The organism is Azospirillum sp. CT11-132, from assembly GCF_047302835.1.
Classification (GTDB): Bacteria; Pseudomonadota; Alphaproteobacteria; order Azospirillales; family Azospirillaceae; genus Azospirillum.
Genome location: NZ_JBGLZA010000003.1, coordinates 1,300,506 through 1,320,185, shown reverse-complemented (window position 1 = coordinate 1,320,185; position 19,680 = coordinate 1,300,506). Strand labels below are relative to the sequence as shown.

The 19,680-nt window shown below is 65.6% G+C and carries 18 protein-coding genes and 1 pseudogene; 5 read left to right on the top strand and 14 right to left on the bottom strand.

Annotated features, from left to right (window positions below):
- The first annotated feature begins 19 nt into the window (after positions 1-19).
- Complete coding sequence (locus ACCD06_RS11970) at positions 20-580, top strand: class I SAM-dependent methyltransferase (protein ID WP_413340874.1); 561 nt, start codon at positions 20-22, stop codon at positions 578-580.
- 68 nt (positions 581-648) lie between these two features.
- Here ACCD06_RS11970 and ACCD06_RS11965 read toward each other — a convergent pair whose 3' ends face one another.
- The 6 genes from ACCD06_RS11965 to ACCD06_RS11940 all read right to left on the bottom strand — a co-directional run bounded on the left by ACCD06_RS11965 (position 649) and on the right by ACCD06_RS11940 (position 8,714).
- Positions 649-1,944, bottom strand: a complete 1,296-nt coding sequence (locus ACCD06_RS11965; protein WP_413340872.1) for an O-acetylhomoserine aminocarboxypropyltransferase — start codon at positions 1,942-1,944, stop codon at positions 649-651.
- Positions 1,945-1,965: 21 nt separating this feature from the next.
- Positions 1,966-2,487 (bottom strand): CoA-binding protein, encoded by a 522-nt coding sequence (locus ACCD06_RS11960; protein ID WP_109074065.1) that lies wholly within the window; start codon positions 2,485-2,487, stop codon positions 1,966-1,968.
- The gene (locus ACCD06_RS11955; RefSeq protein ID WP_413340870.1) at positions 2,484-3,302 is read right to left on the bottom strand and encodes an enoyl-CoA hydratase; all 819 of its coding nucleotides are present in this window, start codon (positions 3,300-3,302) and stop codon (positions 2,484-2,486) included. Before ACCD06_RS11955 ends, ACCD06_RS11960 begins: the two co-directional genes overlap by 4 nt.
- Positions 3,303-3,521: 219 nt before the next feature.
- A complete protein-coding gene (topA, locus tag ACCD06_RS11950; RefSeq protein WP_413340868.1) occupies positions 3,522-6,311 on the bottom strand; it encodes a type I DNA topoisomerase in 2,790 nt (929 codons plus the stop codon).
- A gap of 46 nt (positions 6,312-6,357) precedes the next feature.
- The gene (gene dprA / locus ACCD06_RS11945; protein ID WP_413340866.1) at positions 6,358-7,494 is read right to left on the bottom strand and encodes a DNA-processing protein DprA; all 1,137 of its coding nucleotides are present in this window, start codon (positions 7,492-7,494) and stop codon (positions 6,358-6,360) included.
- Positions 7,495-7,916: 422 nt separating this feature from the next.
- Entirely contained in the window at positions 7,917-8,714 is a 798-nt protein-coding gene (locus ACCD06_RS11940; RefSeq protein ID WP_136704230.1) for an oxepin-CoA hydrolase, alternative type, read from the bottom strand.
- Between the two features lie 218 nt (positions 8,715-8,932).
- Here ACCD06_RS11940 and ACCD06_RS11935 point away from each other — a divergent pair, with 218 nt between their 5' ends.
- Complete coding sequence (locus tag ACCD06_RS11935; protein ID WP_413340864.1) at positions 8,933-9,622, top strand: rhomboid family intramembrane serine protease; 690 nt, start codon at positions 8,933-8,935, stop codon at positions 9,620-9,622.
- Between the two features lie 132 nt (positions 9,623-9,754).
- Here the strand turns inward: ACCD06_RS11935 and ACCD06_RS11930 are convergent, their stop codons facing one another.
- Positions 9,755-9,892 (bottom strand): hypothetical protein, encoded by a 138-nt coding sequence (locus ACCD06_RS11930; RefSeq protein WP_413340862.1) that lies wholly within the window; start codon positions 9,890-9,892, stop codon positions 9,755-9,757.
- A 514-nt stretch (positions 9,893-10,406) separates the two neighbouring features.
- On the opposite strand from ACCD06_RS11930, the gene ACCD06_RS11925 reads away from it, so the two are divergent.
- Positions 10,407-11,495 carry a TRAP transporter substrate-binding protein gene (locus ACCD06_RS11925; RefSeq protein ID WP_413340860.1) on the top strand — a complete coding sequence of 363 codons (1,089 nt, stop codon included), beginning with the start codon at positions 10,407-10,409 and terminating at the stop codon, positions 11,493-11,495.
- 74 nt (positions 11,496-11,569) lie between these two features.
- On the opposite strand, the gene ACCD06_RS11920 is transcribed toward ACCD06_RS11925, so the two are convergent.
- On the bottom strand, positions 11,570-12,013 hold the full coding sequence (locus ACCD06_RS11920; protein WP_413340858.1) for a MaoC family dehydratase: 444 nt from the start codon (positions 12,011-12,013) through the stop codon (positions 11,570-11,572).
- 147 nt (positions 12,014-12,160) lie between these two features.
- Between ACCD06_RS11920 and ACCD06_RS11915 the strand changes: the two genes are divergently transcribed.
- Positions 12,161-12,754, top strand: coding sequence for a TetR/AcrR family transcriptional regulator (locus ACCD06_RS11915; protein ID WP_413340856.1), 594 nt, complete (start codon positions 12,161-12,163; stop codon positions 12,752-12,754).
- Positions 12,755-12,845: 91 nt separating this feature from the next.
- Here the strand turns inward: ACCD06_RS11915 and ACCD06_RS11910 are convergent, their stop codons facing one another.
- From ACCD06_RS11910 to ACCD06_RS11885, 6 genes and pseudogenes are all read right to left on the bottom strand, one after another.
- The gene (locus ACCD06_RS11910; RefSeq protein WP_413340854.1) at positions 12,846-13,172 is read right to left on the bottom strand and encodes a DUF1153 domain-containing protein; all 327 of its coding nucleotides are present in this window, start codon (positions 13,170-13,172) and stop codon (positions 12,846-12,848) included.
- Between the two features lie 189 nt (positions 13,173-13,361).
- Positions 13,362-14,111, bottom strand: a complete 750-nt coding sequence (locus tag ACCD06_RS11905; RefSeq protein ID WP_413340852.1) for a flagellar hook assembly protein FlgD — start codon at positions 14,109-14,111, stop codon at positions 13,362-13,364.
- Between the two features lie 81 nt (positions 14,112-14,192).
- The gene (locus tag ACCD06_RS11900) at positions 14,193-16,058 is read right to left on the bottom strand and encodes a flagellar hook-length control protein FliK (RefSeq protein WP_109073793.1); all 1,866 of its coding nucleotides are present in this window, start codon (positions 16,056-16,058) and stop codon (positions 14,193-14,195) included.
- A 316-nt stretch (positions 16,059-16,374) separates the two neighbouring features.
- Positions 16,375-16,884: a flagellar basal-body protein gene (locus ACCD06_RS11895; protein WP_109073792.1), complete on the bottom strand. Its 510-nt coding sequence runs from the start codon at positions 16,882-16,884 to the stop codon at positions 16,375-16,377.
- Positions 16,877-17,248: a rod-binding protein gene (locus tag ACCD06_RS11890; RefSeq protein WP_247871525.1), complete on the bottom strand. Its 372-nt coding sequence runs from the start codon at positions 17,246-17,248 to the stop codon at positions 16,877-16,879. The genes ACCD06_RS11895 and ACCD06_RS11890 overlap by 8 nt, the downstream gene beginning before the upstream one ends.
- Before the next feature lie 5 nt (positions 17,249-17,253).
- A pseudogene (locus ACCD06_RS11885) lies at positions 17,254-18,047 on the bottom strand (flagellar basal body P-ring protein FlgI); the annotation flags it as partial.
- Between the two features lie 1,221 nt (positions 18,048-19,268).
- Between ACCD06_RS11885 and dksA the strand changes: the two are divergent.
- A complete protein-coding gene (dksA, locus tag ACCD06_RS11880) occupies positions 19,269-19,610 on the top strand; it encodes an RNA polymerase-binding protein DksA (RefSeq protein ID WP_413340849.1) in 342 nt (113 codons plus the stop codon).
- The last annotated feature ends 70 nt before the right edge of the window (positions 19,611-19,680 follow it).

The following is a 19,680-nucleotide window of genomic DNA, read 5'->3' as shown; positions in this document are numbered from 1 at the left end:
CGGGATGATGAGGCTAAGTATGAAGTTGCACGTCGGCGGGCATCAGAAACACCCGGATTGGAAGATCTTCGATATTGCGCCCAGCGATATTACCGACTTCGTTGGAACCTGCACGGACATGAGCCAGTTTCCTGCCGGATCGGTCGAGGAAATCTATGCCAGCCACGTCCTCGAACACCTGAGCCATAATGGGGAACTGGAATGTGCTCTGCGGGAATTCCTGCGGGTGCTGAAGCCCGGTGGTCGGATCCGCATATCCGTTCCCGATTTTTATGAAATCGCCCGCGCATTTTGTGCCGATGATCTGACGACCGGCGACCGGTTCAAGCTGTCGAGGCTCGCATTTGGCGGCCAGCGCAACGAATACGATCTGCACAAGATCGGATTCAGCTACGATATTCTGCAACTTTTCCTGCAGGAAGTCGGTTTCTGCAACATTTCCCGCGTCGATCACTTCAATCTGTTTACCGACGCAAGCATGGGGAAGGTCGATCCACGCCGCCAGGACGGTTCCATCTGCCGGACCATCGACGGAATGCGTTTCAGCATCAATGCGATCGCTTACAAGCCGGCGGTCTGACCGGTCCGGTGCCGGTGCACGGGGGCAAGCGCGATCCTGCTGCCTGCTCCGTGCACCGGTGGTTCCTCTTACGCCAATGTCTTGTTCAGCGCCTGATCCAGGTCGGCGATGATGTCCTCCGGCGTTTCCAGCCCGATCGACAGGCGGATCACGTCGGGACCGGCGCCGGCCGAGGCCTGGGCTTCCGCCGACAGCTGGCGGTGGGTGGTCGAGGACGGGTGGATGATCAGCGACCGGGCGTCACCGATGTTGGCGAGGTGGCTGAACAGCTCCACGCTCTCCACCACCTTCACGCCGGCCTCGAAGCCGCCCTTGACGCCGAAGGTCAGAACCGCACCGGCACCGCGCGGCAGGTACTTCTTCGCGAGATCACGGTACTTGGACGATTCCAGCCCGGCATAGCTGACCCAGCCGACCGCCGGATGGCTTTCCAGGAACTGCGCCACCTTCAGCGCGCTGTCGGCGTGGCGCTGCATGCGCAGCGGCAGTGTTTCGATGCCGTTCAGCGTCAGGAAGGCGTTCATCGGCGCCTGGCTCGGTCCCAGGTCGCGCAGGCCCACGGCATGGCCGTGGATGGTGAAGGCGAGATGGCCGAAGGTCTCGTGGAAGCGCAGGCCGTGATAGCCGGGATCCGGCTCGCTCAGCGCCGGGAACTTGCCGGACTTGCTCCAGTCGAACTTGCCGCTGTCGATCACCACGCCGCCGACCGAGGTGCCGTTGCCGGACAGGAACTTGGTGGTGGAATGCACCACCAGCGTGGCGCCCCACTGGATCGGGTTGATCAGGTAGGGGGTGGCCAGCGTGTTGTCGACGATCAGCGGGATGCCGGCCTCGTCGGCGATCTTGGCGATGGCCTCGATGTCGGTCACCACGCCGCCGGGGTTAGCGAGGCTTTCCACGAAGATGGCCTTGGTCTTCTCGGTCAGCGCCGCCTTGACGTTGTCTACGGTGTCGGTGTCGACGAAGCTCGGCTGCCAGCCGAAGGCGCGCGGGAAGCTGATGCCGAGCTGGTTCAGCGAGCCGCCATAGAGCTTCTTCGACGCGACGATGTGGTCCCCCGGCGCCATCAGCGGGAACAGTGCCAGCAGCTGCGCGGCATGGCCGGACGAGGTCGCGGTGGCGCCGGCGCCGCCTTCCAGATTGGCCAGACGCTCCTCCAGCACCGCCACCGTCGGGTTGGTCAGGCGGGAGTAGATGAAGCCGACCTTCTGCAGGTTGAACAGAGAGGCGGCGTCGTCGACATCGTCGAAGACGAAGCTGGTGGTCTGGTAGATCGGCGTCTGCCGCGCGCCCGTCGCCGGGTCGGGTGCGGCACCGGCATGGATGGCGCGGGTCTCGAAGCCGAAGCTCTTCTGCTCAGTCATCTGCGTGATTCCCCCAATTTTTCAGATCAGCTTTTTGAACGATTTCGTCGGCGCCATGCGGCGCGTCACCAGTACGTTGGAATTGACCCCGATCCGGCCGATCTCGCCATAGAGCCGTTGGATTTCCATCTTCGGGCAGCGGTCCATCACCACGGTCAGGCCGGCCGCCTGGGCCCGTGCCGCCGCCTCGTCGTTGCGGACGCCCAACTGCATCCACACCACCTTGGCCCCGGCGGCGATCGCCTCGTCCGTCACCCCGCCGGCGGCGGTGGAGTTGCGGAAGATGTCGACCATGTCCGGCGGCTCCGGAAGGTCCTTGAGGCTGGCGTAGACCGGCAGGCCGAGAATGGTCTGGCCCGCCATCTTCGGGTTGACCGGGATGACCTGATATCCCTTGTCGCGCAGGTACTTCATCACGAAGAAGCTGGCCTTCACCGGGTCGGCGCTGGCCCCCACCACGGCGACGCTCTTCACGCTGTCCAGCACACCGCGCAGGAAGGCGTCGGTGTAGTCGGCCGGCTCGGTGATTTTCAGGTCGGTCATCGGCCGCACCAGACCGGCGTGCGCTTGCCCAGGAAGGCGTCGATTCCCTCGGCGGCATCCTGCGCCATCATGTTCTCGGTCATCACCTTGGCGGCGTAGGCATAGGCGCCTTCCACGTCCAGGTCGATCTGGCGATAGAACGCCTCCTTGCCGGTGGCGAGCGTCAGCGGCGACTTGGACGCGATCTTGGCGGCGACGCTGTCCACCACCTCGTCCAGCTGGTCGGCCGGCACCGCGCGGTTGATGAGGCCGATGCGCTCCGCCTCTTCCGCGTCGATCAGGTCGCCCAGCAGCAGCATTTCCATTGCCGCCTTGCGCCCGACCGCGCGGGTCAGCGCCACCATGGGCGTCGAGCAGAACAGCCCGATGTTTACCCCCGGCGTCGCGAAGCGCGCGTCCTCCTCGCAATAGGCAAGGTCGCAGGTCGCCACCAACTGACAGCCGGCGGCGGTCGCCACGCCGCGCACCTTGGCGATCACCGGCTGGCGGACGCGGTTGATCGTCAGCATCAGGCGGGAGCACTGGGTGAACAGTGCCTCGTACAGCTCGCGCGACGGGGCGGCGCGCATTTCCTTGAGGTCATGCCCGGCGCAGAAGGCGCCGCCGGCCCCGGCCAGCACCACGGCGCGCACGGAACGATCCTCGTCAATGGCGTCCAGCGCGTCCTGCAACGCCGCCATCAGCCCCACCGACAGGGCATTGCGCGCCTTCGGCCGGTTCAGTGTCAGCGCGGCGACCCCATCGCGATCCTCGCGCAGGACCAGCGGGGTATCCTGCGGGGGATGGGAATCCTGTGTTGAAACCGCGGCGCTCATGGTCGTTGTCCTCCCGTATTCCTTTGGTTGCGCACCGCCGGCAGCTTAACGCGCCGGGCCTGCGGGTGACACGGGGAACCTGCAGGGCAGGGACAATGAGACGACAGGCTGACGGGGATTTCAACAGAGAATTTTGTCTGAACTGCTTTAATGTCTTTTATTTTAGTAGGAAAATCACCTGCGAAAATCCCTCTCCCGGGGTGGGAGGGGGAACTTCGGTTACGATGCCTTGGCGGTCTTCTTCTTCGGCGCGGCGGCTTCCGCCGGAGCGTCCTTGGCGGTCTTGGCCTTGGTCGCCTTCTTGGCGGCGGGCTTCTTCGCCGCGGCTTTCGCCTTGGCGGGCTTCTCAGCCTCCGCGCCCTCGGCCTTGGCCGGTTCGGCCTCCTTCGGGGCCTTGCCCTTCTTGGCGGCGTCCTTGGCGACCTTGGCGTCGATCAGCTCCAGCGCCTGTTCCAGCGTGACGCTGTCCGGCTCGGTCCCCTTCGGGATCGAGGCATAGACGCTGGCGTGCTTCACATAGGGACCGAAGCGGCCGGAGCCCATGGTGATCGGCTTGCCGGTCTTCGGGTGATCGCCCAGCGTCTTGGCCGGGGCCGACGCCTTCTTGGCGGCACCGGCCAGCAGGTCGACGGCGCGGTTGATGCCGATGGTCAGCACGTCGTCATCGGGCGTCAGCGACTTGTAGACGCTGCCATGCTTCAGATAGGGGCCGAAGCGGCCGATGCCGGCGCTGATTTCCTCGCCGGTTTCCGGGTGGTTGCCGATGACGCGGGGCAGGGCCAGCAGCTTCAGCGCGGTGTCGAGATCGACGTCCGCCGCGGCCATGCCCTTGGGCAGCGACACCCGCTTGGGCTTGGGCGTGTCGTCCTTCTTCTTTTTCTTCGCCTTCGGCTTCTTGCCGTCGGCGGCAGGCTCTTCCGCCGCAGGCTCCTCCGGCGGCGCGACCGCCGCGGTGGGCGCCGGGCCGAGTTGGATGTAGGCGCCGTAGGGGCCGCGGCGCACCGTCACCGGCAGACCGGTCTCCGGATCGTTGCCCAGCTCGCGCGGACCTTCCTGCGCCTCGCCGTTCTCGTCGTTGGCGACGGCCAGCGGCCGGGTGTAGCGGCACTCCGGATAACGCGAGCAGCCGATGAAGGCGCCCATCTTGCCAAGCTTCAGTCCGAGCCGCCCCTCGCGGCAGACCGGGCAGACGCGTGGGTCGTGGCCGTCCTCGGTGGCGGCGGGGAAGAAATGGGCGCCGAGTTCATTGTCGAGCGTGGTCAGCACCTGGGTGATCGTCAGATCCTTGGTGCCGTTCACCGCCACATCGAAGGCGGTCCAGAAGTCGCGCAGGACGGTCTTCCAATCGATCTTGCCGTCGGAGATCTCGTCCAGCTGGTTCTCCAGCTCCGCCGTGAAGTTGTACTCCACGTAGCGGTGGAAGAAGTTCTCCAGGAAGGCGGTCACCAGCCGGCCACGGTCTTCCGGGATGAAGCGCCGCTTGTCCAGCCGGACATAATTGCGGTCCTGCAGAACCTGCAAGATCGAGGCATAGGTGGACGGGCGGCCGATCCCCAACTCCTCCAGCTTCTTGACGAGGCTGGCTTCGGAATAGCGCGGCGGCGGCTGGGTGAAATGCTGGTCCGGGACGATGTCGCCGCGGTCCAGAGCGTCGCCCTGGTCCATGGCCGGCAAGCGGCGTTCCTGCTGGTCGTCCTCGGCCGCGTCGTCGCGGTCCTCCTGATAGACCTTCAGGAAGCCATCGAACACGACGATGGAGCCGGTGGCGCGCAGCACCACGTCCTTCGACGGGCTGGCGATGTCCACCGCCACCTGATCCAGCACGGCGCTTTCCATCTGGCTGGCGAGCGTGCGCTTCCAGATCAGTTCATAGAGCCGCAGCTCGTCGCTTTCCAGATAGCCGGACACCGATTCGGGGCGGCGGTGCAGGTCGGTGGGGCGGATGGCCTCGTGGGCTTCCTGGGCGTTCTTGGCGGCGGTCTTGTAGACACGCGGCTGGGCCGGGACGTAACGCTCGCCATAATGCGAGCCGATCAGGCTGCGGGCACCGTCGATGGCCTCCTGCGACAGGCTGACGCCGTCGGTTCGCATATAGGTGATGAGGCCGACCGTCTCGCCGCCGATGTCGACGCCCTCATACAGCTTCTGCGCCGTGCGCATGGTGCGGGTGGCGCCGAAGCCCAGCTTGCGCGAGGCCTCCTGCTGCAGGGTGGAGGTGGTGAAGGGCGGCGACGGGTTGCGGCGGCTCTGCTTGCGCTCAACCTGCGACACGGCGAAGGTCTGCGGGCGGATCTTCGCCACCGCGGCCTCTGCCGCCTCGCGGTTGGGCAGGCCGAACTTGTCGAGCTTCTTGCCGTCCAGCTGGGTCAGCGACGCGGTGAAGGAGGACCCCGCCGGCGTGGTGAAGCCCACCGCAATCGACCAGTATTCCTGCGGCTTGAAGACCTCGATCTCCGACTCGCGCTCACAGATCAGGCGCAGCGCCACCGACTGCACGCGGCCGGCCGACTTGGAGCCGGGCAGCTTGCGCCACAGCACCGGCGACAGGGTGAAGCCGACCAGATAGTCCAGCGCCCGGCGCGCCAGATAGGCGTCGACCAGTTCACGCGACACGTCGCGCGGGTTGGCGATGGCGGCCTGCACCGCGCTCTTGGTGATCTCGTTGAAGGTGATGCGCTGGACGTCGCGATTGTCGGTCAGGTGCTTTTCGCGCAGCAGCTCCGACAGGTGCCAGGCGATGGCCTCTCCCTCGCGATCCGGGTCGGTTGCGAGATAGACGCGGTTGGCCGACTTCACCGCCTTGGCGATCTCGTCGATGTGGCGTTTGGAGCGGTCGCCCAGCTCCCATTCCATCGCGAAGTCTTCATCCGGGCGCACCGAACCGTCCCGCGCCGGAAGGTCGCGGACATGGCCGAAGCTGGCGATGACGGTATAGTCGTCGCCCAGATACTTGTTGATGGTCTTCGCCTTGGCCGGCGATTCGACGATGACGACGTTGCTGCCCGGCAAGAAACCAGCCCTTCGCGTATGCCCACCCAAACCACGGCGATGCCGATCAGGCGAGAGAGACCTGATGACCGGGAAGACGCTGGACTCGGCCGGCAAGCTCAAGTTCCAGAACCACGGTCAGCACCACCGGAGCGGACAATTGGCACCCGCGAACGAGTTCGTCAATGGTGACGGGCGAGTGGCCCAGGTTTTCCAGCACCAGGGCGCGTGCCTTGGCGAGGTCGGATTCGTCCGGTTCCGCCGCAGGGGCGGGGGTATGGAGGGGGGCGCTGAACAGGTCGCGCTGCCGTTCCGCCAGCATCGGAGGCCGCAGGTTTTCGATGGCGCGCAGCACGTCGTCGGCCCGTTCCACCAGCGTGGCGCCTTGGCGCAGCAGATTGTTGGTGCCATGGCAGCGGGGGTCGAGCGGGGAACCCGGCACCGCCATCACCTCCCGCCCCTGTTCCAGGGCCATCCGCGCCGTGATGAGGGAGCCGGAGCGCAACGCCGCCTCCACCACCAGCACGCCCAGCGACAGGCCGGAGATCAGGCGGTTGCGGCGGGGAAAATGGCGGGCCTGCGGTTGGGTGCCGATGGCGCTTTCCGCCACCACCACGCCCTGCGCCACGATGTCGCGGTAGAGGTCCTCATTCTCCGGCGGATAGACCACGTCGATGCCGCCGGCCAGAACGGCGGCGGTGCCGCTGGCGAGAGAGCCGGCATGGGCGGCGGTGTCGATGCCGCGGGCCAGGCCGGACACGACCAGCAGCCCGGCCGTCCCGAGTTCGCGCGCCAGCGATTCGGCGAACTTCTTGCCGTTCAGCGAGGCGTTGCGCGCCCCGACAATGGCCACCGCGCGCCGCCGCAGCAGATGGGCGTGTCCGGCGACCGAAATCACCGGCGGCGCATCATCCACCGCGGCCAGCGGCTCCGGATAATCGGGTTCGCAGGCGCAGAGCAGTTGAGCGCCGAAACGCCGGTTCGCCTGCATCTCCCGCTCCGCCTCGGCCTTGGAGGTGATGCGCAGCGGCTTCGGCCGCCCGCCGCGCCGTGCCAGTTCCGGCAGCATTTCGAGTGCCTTGGCGGCGCTGCCATACTGTTCCATCAGGCGGTGAAAGGTGATCGGACCCACATTCTCGGTGCGAATGAGGCGGATCCAATCGAGCCGTTCGGCGTCGGTCAAGGGGCGGCGCAGTTGTGTCATGCGGATAGTTTCTACAACCGGTTCGCCGCCGCGTTCAACATGCAATCGTGTGGAACTGGAATGACGATCGACATCGGGAAAATTTGTCGCGCCGGGCAGCCTCGCGGCTGAAGTCTCCTTGCCGAAATGCAACTTTCCCGACGTTTGATCGCCGGGCGGCGGGCAGCTCGCCGCCTTGAACTCCTCGGCGGCGATGGTACCCTCAGCGGTCAGGAGGTGACGCGAGTCCTCGTCCTGAAGGCGGAGCCGGTTTCCCGGCCCTGCCCCTTGGCCCTTACCTGCCCTGATCCTTGTTGAATCTGGCTTGGAACTCGATCTTCAACTTGAACCAGAAGCGGTCGAGCCACCTCAAGAACTTCTTCGCTCGCGTCACCTCCTTTCGGACGCCGTTCGGAAGCATGCCGCCCGGCCCTTCACATCCCTCAGCGCTTGTGGAAAACCGGCCGGCGTTTCTCGAAGAAGGCGGTGATGCCCTCCTTCGCCTCGCCATGGTGCAAGGCCTCGACGAACAGGTCGCTTTCGCGGGCGAGCTGGGTGGCGAAGCTGCCATAAGCCAGCTCCATCAACTTCTTCGCCCGGCCCATGGCGCCGGCCGGCCCTTCGGCGATGGTCTGCGCCCAGGCGGTCGCCTCGTCCAGCGCCCGGCCCGGCGCGGTGACGCGGTTGACGACGCCGGCGGCATGCAGGCGCGCCGCATCGACCGGGCCACCGGTCAGCATCAGTTCGGCATAAAGCTGCGGCGGCAGCGCGCGGGCGAGCGAGGCGGAGGCACCGCCGTCGGCGGTCAGCCCGACCTTGATGTAGGCGGTCAGGAACTGCGCATCCTCCGCCGCGACGATCAGGTCGCAGGCCAGCGCCAGCGAGAAGCCGGCGCCAGCGGCCGGCCCCTCCACCGCGGCGATGATCGGCTTGGGGCATTCGCGCATCGCCCGGACCCAGCCGTGGAAACGTTCGATCCCGTCCCGATTCTCCGACCGCGAGCGGCTGCCGTGGTGATAGAGGTTGTTCAGGTGCCCGCCGCTGCTGAAGGCGCCGTCTGCGCCGGTCAGCACGATGGCGCCGATTTCGGGGTCGTGCGTCGCCTCGTCCAGCGCGTCGCGACCGGCAGCCATCATCTTCAAGCCCAGCGCGTTGCGGGTGCCGGCGTCGCTCATGGTCAGCACCATGACGCGCCCCTGGCGGTCCACCGTCATGCTGCCGGTATCCTGACGTTCGTTCATGGTCGTTTCTTCCCCGGTTGTCTTTGCCCGGCGAAGGGACTCTCGCCGGGTGGTAGAGCCACTGTGCCAGCCGGTGGCCGGCGCTCCAATCCGTCCGACCGGTATAGGAGGACCCTGAGCAGCGTAGAAAACGGCTGTTTTTCGCCAATACCCCTTCTTACATTGGGGTGAGACTTATCGCCGCGCGAAGCGGCGGCACCGAACAGCGGGGGCAGGGGATGGCGCTGGCGCTTGACCGGCGTGGCCGGAGCGGAGGAACCGGGCCAGTCGCCGTCGTACCCATCCCGCCCTATGCGAACCGCACCGTCATCCTTGTCTGCGTGCTGGCCTTCGTCCTGCGGCTGCCGCCGGAATCCTTCGCCTTCGTTCCCGCCTATTTCTTTGGGACGGTCGAACTGGCCGGGCCGCTGCCCACCGGTGCGCTGTGGCGCGGGCTGTTCGGGCATGTGCTGATCCATGGCGACCTGACGCATCTGGTCTCCAACATGGCCGTGCTGTGGCTGTTGGGCGACGTGGTGGAGCGGGAGGCCGGGCATCTCCGCTATCTGTCGCTGTTCCTCACCGGCACGGTGACGGCGGCGCTGACGGAGGGGCTGCTCGCCGTCGACCGGATGGCGCCGCTGATCGGGGCGAGCGGGGCGATCTGCGCGCTGATGGGCGCCTTCCTGTGGATGCGGCCGCGCTCCGGGCTGCTGTCGCGACGCTTGCCCCGGCGGCTGGTGCAGGGGGCGATCCTGGTTTTCGCGCTGTTGAACGCGGCGATGACGCTGGTGCCGCTGGATGCCGGCTCCCCACTTGCCGAGGTCGGCTGGGCGGCGCATGCGGGCGGGCTGGCGGCCGGGTTGCTGTTGGGCGGCGTGCTGCTGTGCCTGCGCCCCAAGCACAGCCGGCCGGTTGGCGTTCCTTGAGCGGTCGCGATTCTCCCCCGCCGCCGAATTGAACCTGTGCCGATGCTTGGGTGAGGCGTTGCCGTCGGCGTGAAAAAGCACTATTTTCGGGGAAGGCGCACCGGGGCTATCACCCCCGGCGCGCCGACCCGATCAGCGGTTCAGGTACTCAAGCACCAGCTTGACCACCTGCAACAGCAGGATCAGGAGAGTGAGGATTTTGTCCATCCTCTTGCCCTCCGTTGGTGCGGCGCGGGCGGTGGCCGTTCCACCGCCCCGACCGCGCGGCAAACATGCCAATCATCCCATCCCGTTGGAAGTCGCAAGTTGCATGCGATGGCATGTGTTCGCCTTTATGTGCATACGAAACGTTTGCAGGTGGCGCGGCCGGCGGCGTGTCTCCGGGGGCGCCGCGGATGAACGAAAGTAGGGGTGGGTACCATTCCGCGCGTCGCATATATCATCGGTACATGTAACCATTCAGGCGATGGCAAGACGGTTCCGCGGTTGATCGATGAGGCTGATGGATGCTCCTCCGAGCGGACGCCAGTCATCGTTTCTGCCCGCGATGCATTGCTTTGAAAATCCCCCAGAAAGCGACGAGCGTTCGTCGCTTTTTCAGTCGCGCCTGCGCGCTGTATTTTCCATGCAATGGAATAGGGCGGGAATGGAAGCCATGCGTTTTGACGAATTGTCCAACAGCCTTTGCGATTTCTAAGATTGTTCAGGCACCATAGTGTCTTCTGTTCGGCAAATGGCGTCATCATTCAACCGAAGCCATGGCCATAACGATGAGGAAACGTTCATGAAGCGTCGCTCCTTCCTGACCTCCGCCGGTGTCGGCGTCGCCGCCAGCACCCTCGCGGCCCCCGCCATCGCGCAGACTCAGCCGGAAATCCATTGGCGTCTGGCGTCCAGCTTCCCCAAGAGCCTGGACACCATCTACGGCGCCGCCGACACCATCGCCGCCCGCGTCGCCGCGGCCACCGACGGCAAGTTCCAGATCCGTCCCTTCGCCGCCGGCGAGATCGTCCCCGGCCTGCAGGTGCTGGACGCGGTGCAGAACGGCACGGTCGAATGCGGCCACACCGCCAGCTATTACTATGTCGGCAAGGACCCGACCTTCACCTTCGACGCGACGGTGCCCTTCGGCCTGAACGCCCGCCAGCAAAACGCGTGGATCTACAATGGCGGCGGCATGCCGCTGCTGCGCGAGTTCTTCGACGGCTACGGCGTCGTGAACTTCCCGGCCGGCAACACCGGCGTGCAGATGGGCGGCTGGTTCCGCAAGGAGATCAAGACCGTCGAGGATCTCAAGGGCCTGAAGTTCCGCATCGGCGGCTTCGCGGGCCAGGTCCTGGCCAAGCTGGGCGTCGTGCCGCAGCAGATCGCCGGCGGCGACATCTATCCGTCGCTGGAAAAGGGCACCATCGACGCCGCCGAGTGGATCGGCCCGTACGACGACGAGAAGCTCGGCTTCAACAAGGTCGCCAAGTACTACTACTATCCGGGCTGGTGGGAAGGCGGTCTGACCGTCTCGCTGCTGGTCAACAAGCAGCAGTGGGAACAGCTGCCCAAGCAGTACAAGGCCGTCCTGGAGGCCGCCTGCTTCGAGGCCAACGTGACCATGGCCGCCAAGTACGACGCCGAAAACCCGGCGGCGCTGAAGCGTCTGGTCGGTGGCGGCGCCCAGCTGCGTCCCTTCCCGCGCGACGTGATGGAAGCCTGCTACAAGGCCGCCACCGAGCTGTATGACGAAACGGCCAAGACCAACCCGAAGTTCGCCAAGATCTACGAGCCTTGGAAGAAGTTCCGCGACGACGAGTATCTGTGGTTCCGGGTGGCCGAGAACTCCTTCGACAACTTCGCCTTCACCGCCGGCCTGAAGCGCTGACGGCAGAAGCCCGCAACTGAGAGAGCAAAAACTGCCGCCCCCGCATCCACTCCCGGATGCGGGGGCTTTCTTTTTCAGGTGGGGCGGCCGGGTGCCAGCAGGTTGGCGATCATGGTCTGCACCACCTCGTCATTCTGGTTGAAGGTGGTGGTCTTCACCCGCAGCACGCCCTGGTCGGGACGCTTGGCGGAACGGCGGGCCTCCATCACCTCCATCTCGATGCGCAGCACGTCGCCGGGCCGGGTCGGGCGGGGCCAGCCGATGGAATCGACACCCATGCCGATATAGCCGCCCGCCAGTTCGGCGTCGCTGCCGACGATCATCCGCATGGTCAATCCGGCGGTGTGCCAGCCACTGGCCGCCAGCCCGCGGAACAGCGTGTCCTTCGCCGCGTCGGGGTCCAGATGGAAGGGCTGCGGGTCGAACTTCTCGGCATAGGCGACGATCTCCGCCGCCTCGACCGTCAGCGGCCCGCCGGTGAAGCGGTCGCCCACCGTGACATCCTCGAAATAGCGCATCCCCCGGAACTCCGTTCATTGTGGTGGTCAGGTCCGGATCGCCCGGCGATGATACAGACCTGTCTCTTCGTTGCGATGGTAGAGACAGGTCTGTATCATTGTCAACGGCGGGCTTGAACCCGGCCGTTCGGAGCGGATGGGGTGGGAATGGCAGAGGCTGAAGGCGCAAGGAAGCCGGCGCGGGAGCGGATTCTCGATACGGCGGCGGAGCTGTTCTATCGCGAGGGCATCCGCGCGGTCGGCATCGACACAATCATCGCCAAATCCGGTGTCGCGAAGATGAGCCTGTACCGGAACTTCGAGTCCAAGGACGATCTGGTCTGCGCTTATCTGGAGCGCAGCATCGCCCAGCATGGCGCGTGGTGGGACCGGGTGGTGGCCCGCCATCCCGGCGATCCGCGCGCCCAGATGAAGGCGCTTTTCGTGGCGCTGGCCCACTGGATCGATCATCCGAAATTCCAGGGCTGCCCCTTCACCAGTGCCGCCGCCGAACTGCGCGACCCCGCCAACCCCGCCCGTGCGCTGGCTTTGGCCCACAAGCGGATGGTCCGCGACCGCCTGCACAGGTTGGCGGTGGCGGCCGGTGCCGACGATCCGGACCGGCTGTGCGGCCAATTGCAGCTGCTGATGGAAGGCGCCTATGCAGCCGGGCGGGCGCTGGACTTGGGACCGGCCAACGACGCGGTGGCAAGTGCGGCTGCGATGCTGGTCGACGCGGCATGTGCGCAGGCGCGGCCATAGGCGACGGTTGCCCCCGGCCTCAATCGCCCCGAACGCAACGAAGCGCCGCAGGTCAGCCCTGCGGCGCTTCGTCGACTCTGTGTGCGCTGCCTCAGTCCGCGCCGATGCGGTCGCGGACGGGCTGGCCGGGGCGGTAGTCCTGCAGGCGGGTGGCGCGCAGGCCGCGCATGCCGTGGCTGTCGATCAGCCGCTGCCAGGATAGGAATTCCTCCACCGACAAGGTGTAGCGGCGGCACGCCTCTTCCAGGCTGATCAGGCCCGAACGGACGCCGGCGACCACTTCCGCCTTGCGGCGCATCACCCAACGCTTGGTGTCGGGCGGGGGAAGGTCGTTTTCGGTCATGGGACGCCCCTCAGGACCAATGACCGATGCACCGGCTGCAGAGTCGTCGCCGATGTCGAGTTCGATGAGTGCCATGCGCGGACGCTCCAACCCAAACTGTGGATTCCACGATTTCGGGGTACTGTAGGCGCCGGCACTTAACAAATGCCTAAACGAAAGGGTTAACTTTTTATCGGGTGGTAGTCGGTCATCCGAACGGACAGGGCGGTCGCGGCGCCCTGTCCGGTAAGCGTGCCGACAATCCGTGTGCGCAACGGGTCCCGATCAATAGACAGTGGTCAGCTTCGACAGCGGGACTTCGCTGGTGCCGATGTTCAGCACGGTTTCGCCGTCCTTGTTGCTGCCGATACCGGCGACGGTGCCGAAGGTGTAGGTGGTGGTCTTGATGGTGTCGTTCTTGTTCTCCGCCACCGGCGCGACGTTCATGCGGTAGGTGCCCGGCTGCACCGCGCGGCCGTTGTTGTCCTTGAAGTCCCAGCTGACCGCATGCTTGGTGCCGGCGGTGGTCTCGCCCGGCATCGAGCGGATGATGTTGCCGTTGCCATCCAGGATGTCGACGCGCACCGACTTGGCCGATGTTTCCAGCTCGTAGCCCAGCGGCGCCTGGGCCATGCCCTGGTTGTACTGGAAGCTGTCGCCCTCGAAGGCGACGGTGCGGCCGAGATAGGCGAGGTTGGTCGACGCGGTGCCGGCCGACTGCAACTGAACCAGCTTGTCCAGGCGGCTGTTGGTGCCGATGTTCTGCTCGACGTTGGCGAAATCGACCAGCTGCTTGGTCATGTCGTTGGTGTCGAGCGGCTTCAGCGGGTCCTGGTTCTTCATCTGCGTGGTCAGCATGGTGAGGAACGTCTGGAAATTGTCGCCGAGGCCCTTGGTCGCCGACGCGGTCTTGTCGGCATCGGTCTGCGGGGTCTTGGCGGTTTCGGACGCCGTCTTCGACCCGGTGGACTTGCCTCCCGAATAGGTGCCGTACTGGTTCAGGGTCGGGCTGGTGGTGTTGGTCGTCGTGGTCATCGCGGTCGTCCTTCGTTGGCCTTGCGGCCGATATCTCTCATGTGACGGTGGGCTGCGGCGGGATGGCCGCGGGCGTCGCCGTCAGGCGCGGATGTCGACGCGCCCGTTGCCGAGCGTTGCCGTGTAGACGGCGCTGTCGGTCCCGTCATCGTCGCCACCCCCGCCGAAGCCGCGGCCGCGCCGACCCGATCCACCGTTCTTGCCGTCGCCCCGGCCGTCACCGGCGAAGGGGTTGCCTTCGCCGCGCAGGCTGAAGTTCAAGCTGTTCGAGTCCGTCTGCAGTCCGGCGTCCTGCAAGGCGCGTTCCAGGCTGCGGCTGTCACGCTGCAGAAGTTCGAGGGTCTGCGCCTTTTCCACCGCGACCATCGCGTTGACCCGGCCATCGGCGCCGATGTCCAGCTTGATGTCGATCCGGCCAAGCTCGGCCGGATGCAGGTTGATGGTGAACTGGTCGACCTCGTCGCCGACATTCTTCTTGATATGGACGGCGATCTGGTCGTGCACGCCCATCGGCATGCCGGCGCCGCGCGACGGGCGGAGCGTCGCGGTCGCCTGCGGCTGGTCGAGGCCGGGAATGCCGCCGTGGACGCCTTCCATCGCGGCAAGGGCCGGGTGGGTGTGCGGGCTGGCGGTGGCGGCGCCGGATGCTCCGCCGGCCGCGCCGGAGGCGTCGATGCCCTCCAGCGTCGTAGCGGCCGTACCCGTCGCAGCGGCCGTGACGGCTTCCGCCACCGGGACGGCAGGCGGAGCCGGCGGAACCGGCTGCTGCGGCATCGCCTGAGTTTGGGGCTGGGCGTCGTTCCGGCCGCTGCCCTCGCTGCCGGCATGCTTGCCGTTCTGCCTGGCTTCACCCGTCTTGGCCTTGGCTGCGGCCAGCAGGTCGGCGAAGCGGTCGGGCAGGGCGACGTCCTCGTCGCTCGGCAGGGCTTCGGCGCCGGCGTCGGCCTGGGAGGCGTCCGTGGTCTTCGCGGCGTCGCCATCCACGGCGCCACCCTTGCCGGCAGCCTTCGCGGCCGTATCGGCACCGGCGGCGGCCTGTCCGCCCGCCGTCGCGCCGGCAGCGGCGGCAGCGGCGGCCTGCGCCTGGACCAGCTGGGCAGCGGGATCGAGGGTGCCGGCCGTGCCGGTCCCCGCGGCCCCGACCGTCGCGGCGTCGTCGGTGCCGGCGCCCGCCTCTTCGGTGGCATCCTTCGCCGCGGCCTGTCCGGCCGGCATCAGTCCGGCGAGGATCAGATCGCTGGCCTGCGGCACCGGTTGCGGCGGCACCGGCTGAGCGGCCGGAGGCTGTTCTGTGGTGGACTGGTCGCCGGGCTGGGCCTGTTCGTCGGCTGTGGCGGTCGGGTCACCGTCGCCTGGGGCGTCGGCCGACGCGGTTTCCGTCTGCCCGGCATCCTCAGTCGAAGCGGCGGCGTCGTCAGTCGCGGCGGCTTCGTCGGCGGCCACGGTCTTGGTGTCGTCCGTCTTCGCCGCGGACGTCTTGGAGGGATCGGCTTTCGCCGCCTCCGCCTTCGCATCCTTCGTCGGCTTTTCAGCTTTGGCCGGCCGGCGGTCGTCCTGTCCGGCTTGAACCTTGCGGTCGTCGTCGGTCTCGGCGGTCTTCGGTTCCGGAGCGCGGGCCGTGTCGGCGGCATCGGTGGCCGGACGGGCGGCCTGGGCCGTGCGCTCGCGGGTCAGGTCCGGCTTCGGTTCGGCGCGCACCGGTTGCTTGCGCTGGGCCTCCGCCTTACGGGCGTCGCTGGCCTCCTTGGCCGCGTCCTTTGCGGCGTCCTTGGCGGAGTTGCGTGCCGCCGCATCGGCCTGTTCGCGCTTGCGCGCGGCGGCGTCGGTCAGCATGCGGTCCATCATCTTGGAAAACAGGTCGTTCTTCGCCCCCGTCCCCTGCGTCTGCTGGGACTGGCTGAGACCGTCGAACAAGGACGCGGCGATGTTGTTCGATTGGACTTCCATGGAACGGCCTCTCAGGGACGGCGGAACGCACCGACAGCGATGCGGAGAGACCAATGCAACAGGCGGGCCAGTTGGGACTCCGCGCCATTGGGCCATTCATGCGGTGCGGGGTGGCAGTTCCCGCCGCATGATGCAGGCCGGACCGGCAATTTCCGCCGGGTGCGGGGTCTTTCTTGCCGCAGCGGCCCAATCCCGAGGAACCGGGCCCCAAGGAACCTGGCCCCAAGGAGAAAGGCCCGCAAAGAAAAAGGCCGCCCCTGTGGAGAGAGGCGGCCGTCCGAAACGTCTCGGCAGTCACGGATGAAGGCGGTTGGGATCAAAGACGGGTGTTCAGCGCCGCCGAGGTGCGCGGCCCGCTGGGCGGCGGGGAATAGCCGCGGCCACCGCCCATGTGGGCGGCATAGGCGGTGGTCGGCGCCTTCTGCTGGCGGGTGATGACGGTGACGACGGTGTCGACCATCACCTTCTGCGCCTCGCCGCCGATGCGCAGGGCCTCCGCATTGTCGGCGGTGGCGGCATAGAGCTTGCCGGTCGCATCCTTCAGCGCGGCCTTCATCTCCTGCGGCAAACCCATCAGTCCTTCGCGGTCGACGCGCAGCATGCGGCTGATCTCTTCATAGACCAGCGTCATCGGCTGCTTGTCCTTGACGATCTGGGTCAGTTCCTTGGCCGGGCGGCGGGCACGGACGGCGGCGGCCTCGCGCTCCAGCAGGGCGGTCAGGCGGCCCATCAGCTCGACCAGCGCCACCGCGCGTTCCTGGGCATTCTTCGGCAGGTTGGCGGCCGGCTTGGCCGGCTGGGGGAAACGGACGTCGACCTTATCCATGGCTGGCCTCCTGGGCGCGAAGAAGCTCTGCGTAAACCTGCTTGGCGATGCCGAAGCCGCCACGCTGGGTGATCTGCTTGCCGAACTGCTCGACCAGCATCGGCCGGAACATTTCCTCGCCGCGCCCGCCGCCGAAGGTCTCGTCGGTCTGGATCCCCTCGAACATCGGGCTCAGCATCTGCGATACGAACTGGCTCTCGAACTCGTTGGCGGATTTGCGCAGCTGGGCAAGCTTTGCCGGGTCGGTCTTGGCCTCCAGATCGGAAATCTTTGCCAGGGTCCGTACGCCGAACCCTGACGCCTGGGCGCGCTCCACCAATGAAGAGCTGCGCGGGGCCGAAGCGGCGGAAAGGGCGGGGCTCATGGACATCAGATCACCTCGATCTCGGCTTGCAGGGCTCCGGCGGCCTTGATCGACTGGAGAATGGCGATCATGTCCCGCGGACCCACCCCAAGCGCATTCAAGGACTGTACCAACTCCTGCAGGGTCACCCCGGAATTCATAACGGCGAGGCGGTTGTTGGACTGTTCGTCGACCTGGATGTCGGTGCGCGGCACCACCGCGGTCTGGCCCTGGCTGAAGGGGCCGGGCTGGCTGACCTGCGGGGTTTCGGTGATGCGGATGGTCAGGTTGCCCTGGGCGATGGCGACGGTGGAGATGCGGACGTTCTCGCCCATCACGATGACGCCCGATTTCTCGTCGACCACCACGCGGGCGACCTGATCGGGGGTGATGCGCAGCTGTTCGATCTCCGTCACCAGCCCCACCACGTCGCCGCGGCGCGTCTCCGGCACGTTGATCAGGACGGAGGCCGGGTCGGTCGCCTGGGCGCGGTTGCCGCGCAGCTGGATGTTGATGGCGGTCGCCACCCGCTGGGCGGTGGTGAAGTCCGGGTTGCGCAAGGACAGTCGCAGCACGGGCAACTCGGCCAGCGAGAACTGGATTTCCCGCTCCACGATGGCGCCGGAAGAGATGCGGCCGGAGGTCGGCACGCCGCGGGTCACGCTGGCGCCCTGGCCCTGGGCGGTGAAGCCCGAGACCGCGATCGGCCCCTGCGCCACGGCATAGACCTCGCCGTCGGCGCCCATCATCGGGGTGACCAGCAGGTCCCACCTTGATGATCATCTTGATCCTTATCGCCAGACGCAGTGACATCGATGCGCATCACCTACTGTTTATAAACTTAACATCTTAAATATATATGCTCACTGAATGCAAGTACAAGTTCGTCTCCTGCGTCTCTTCCTTCTCATTCAACATGCCGTGAAGCTCTCACTCAATGAAAAAGTTTGAAATTCATTCAGAAACCAATGTGCTCATTCAACCATTGGAGGCCTGTGGGCTCAGCATGTCTATTTTTTGCACCCTCAGCATCCAGTCTCCTGATAAACAGTCAAATGACCTGGTCTGACCCCGTTTCCATTTCTGCTGAGCAGTCTTCTCAAGAAATTCGTTTGCTGCTGGACAGGTGACAGAGACGTGGCCTGAACACTCTGAACTCATGCCATCTCTCCCCAGCTTCTCACTTCCAGGCAATCGAAGCAGCACTGTCATGCATCTCAGCCGTCCGATGGCGCTGGGTGCAGCAGGCAAGCAGTTTTGCCAGTGCAGCTGGCCTTGATGGATGTGGGATGAGTCCATCTACAGTACACGTTTACATCTTACTGCAAACAGTTTCCCTGGATATGGAAGATCAGCTCAGTAGCGCACGGCAATGTGATTCGTTTTCCTGGCAGAATCCAAGCTTCATCTGGCACTGCATTCTCAAAGCAATTAGGTAGAAGCACCGTTCAGCCCACAGCTCTGTAACTTTCTCTATAAAGTTTCAGGTATCTGTGACTTGCAGGGATCAGGCTCTGATGACAGGCGCCCCACCCACCGTGCGTGTTTGCAACAAATCTGTGGAAGGGAATATCTGTCAAATAAATCCAGCATTTCACTGTCCATTGCATTAATGAGTAAAACAATCAGTCTGGCAGAAGATGATGCAGGCACCACCACGCAGGTCAATGAACAAATCTCTTAAATTGGATGAGATCAGTCATGGGCTGTGAGTCAGTATGGCTCAGCCCCTCCCATCTCTGGGGCCTCCAGGCAGACTGGGCCATTTGTGTGCATTGAAACAGCAAATCTCAGGCAGGTAGGCATGACCATTCCTACAGTCCCTTGTCCAGGTGGCAGAAGCAGCACAGTAGTATGCCTGCTCATTCAGTCTTTTGTTTCCAAGGCATTTGGAATGTTTCAGAACGATAATGAGTTACCAGTCCCAGCAATAGCATCCTCTCCTCACATATGGATACCATACTACTTCAGATCTTTCAGGGCTGTCACCTTCTGCCCAAGACAGCCAGATCAGGCAGGTTCTCAGACAGATCTTTGTAGAATGTTCATAAAAGCTTCGCCTGCTGGCGCGGAGCTTCTGGCGGAATCAACCGGCACGCTGAACAGCCTCCAGGAAGGCGGTATCCAGGAACCGGATATCGCCGACCGCGCCTCGGCGGAGACCGACCGCGCGCTGGAACTGCGCACCCGTGACCGCGAACGCAAGCTGATCTCCAAGATCGACGCCGCGCTGGAGCGGCTGGTCGACGGCAGCTACGGCTATTGCGAGGAGACGGGCGACCCCATCTCCGTTCGCCGGCTGGACGCCCGCCCGATCGCGACGCTGAGCCTGGAGGCCCAGGAGCGTCACGAGAGGATGGAACGGACCCAGCGCGACGACTGACGCCGCGCCGTCTTCCGGCAGGTCATGGCCTTCCCGGCGCCGGTCGCCGGGGGAGGGGCCGTGTGCTTCG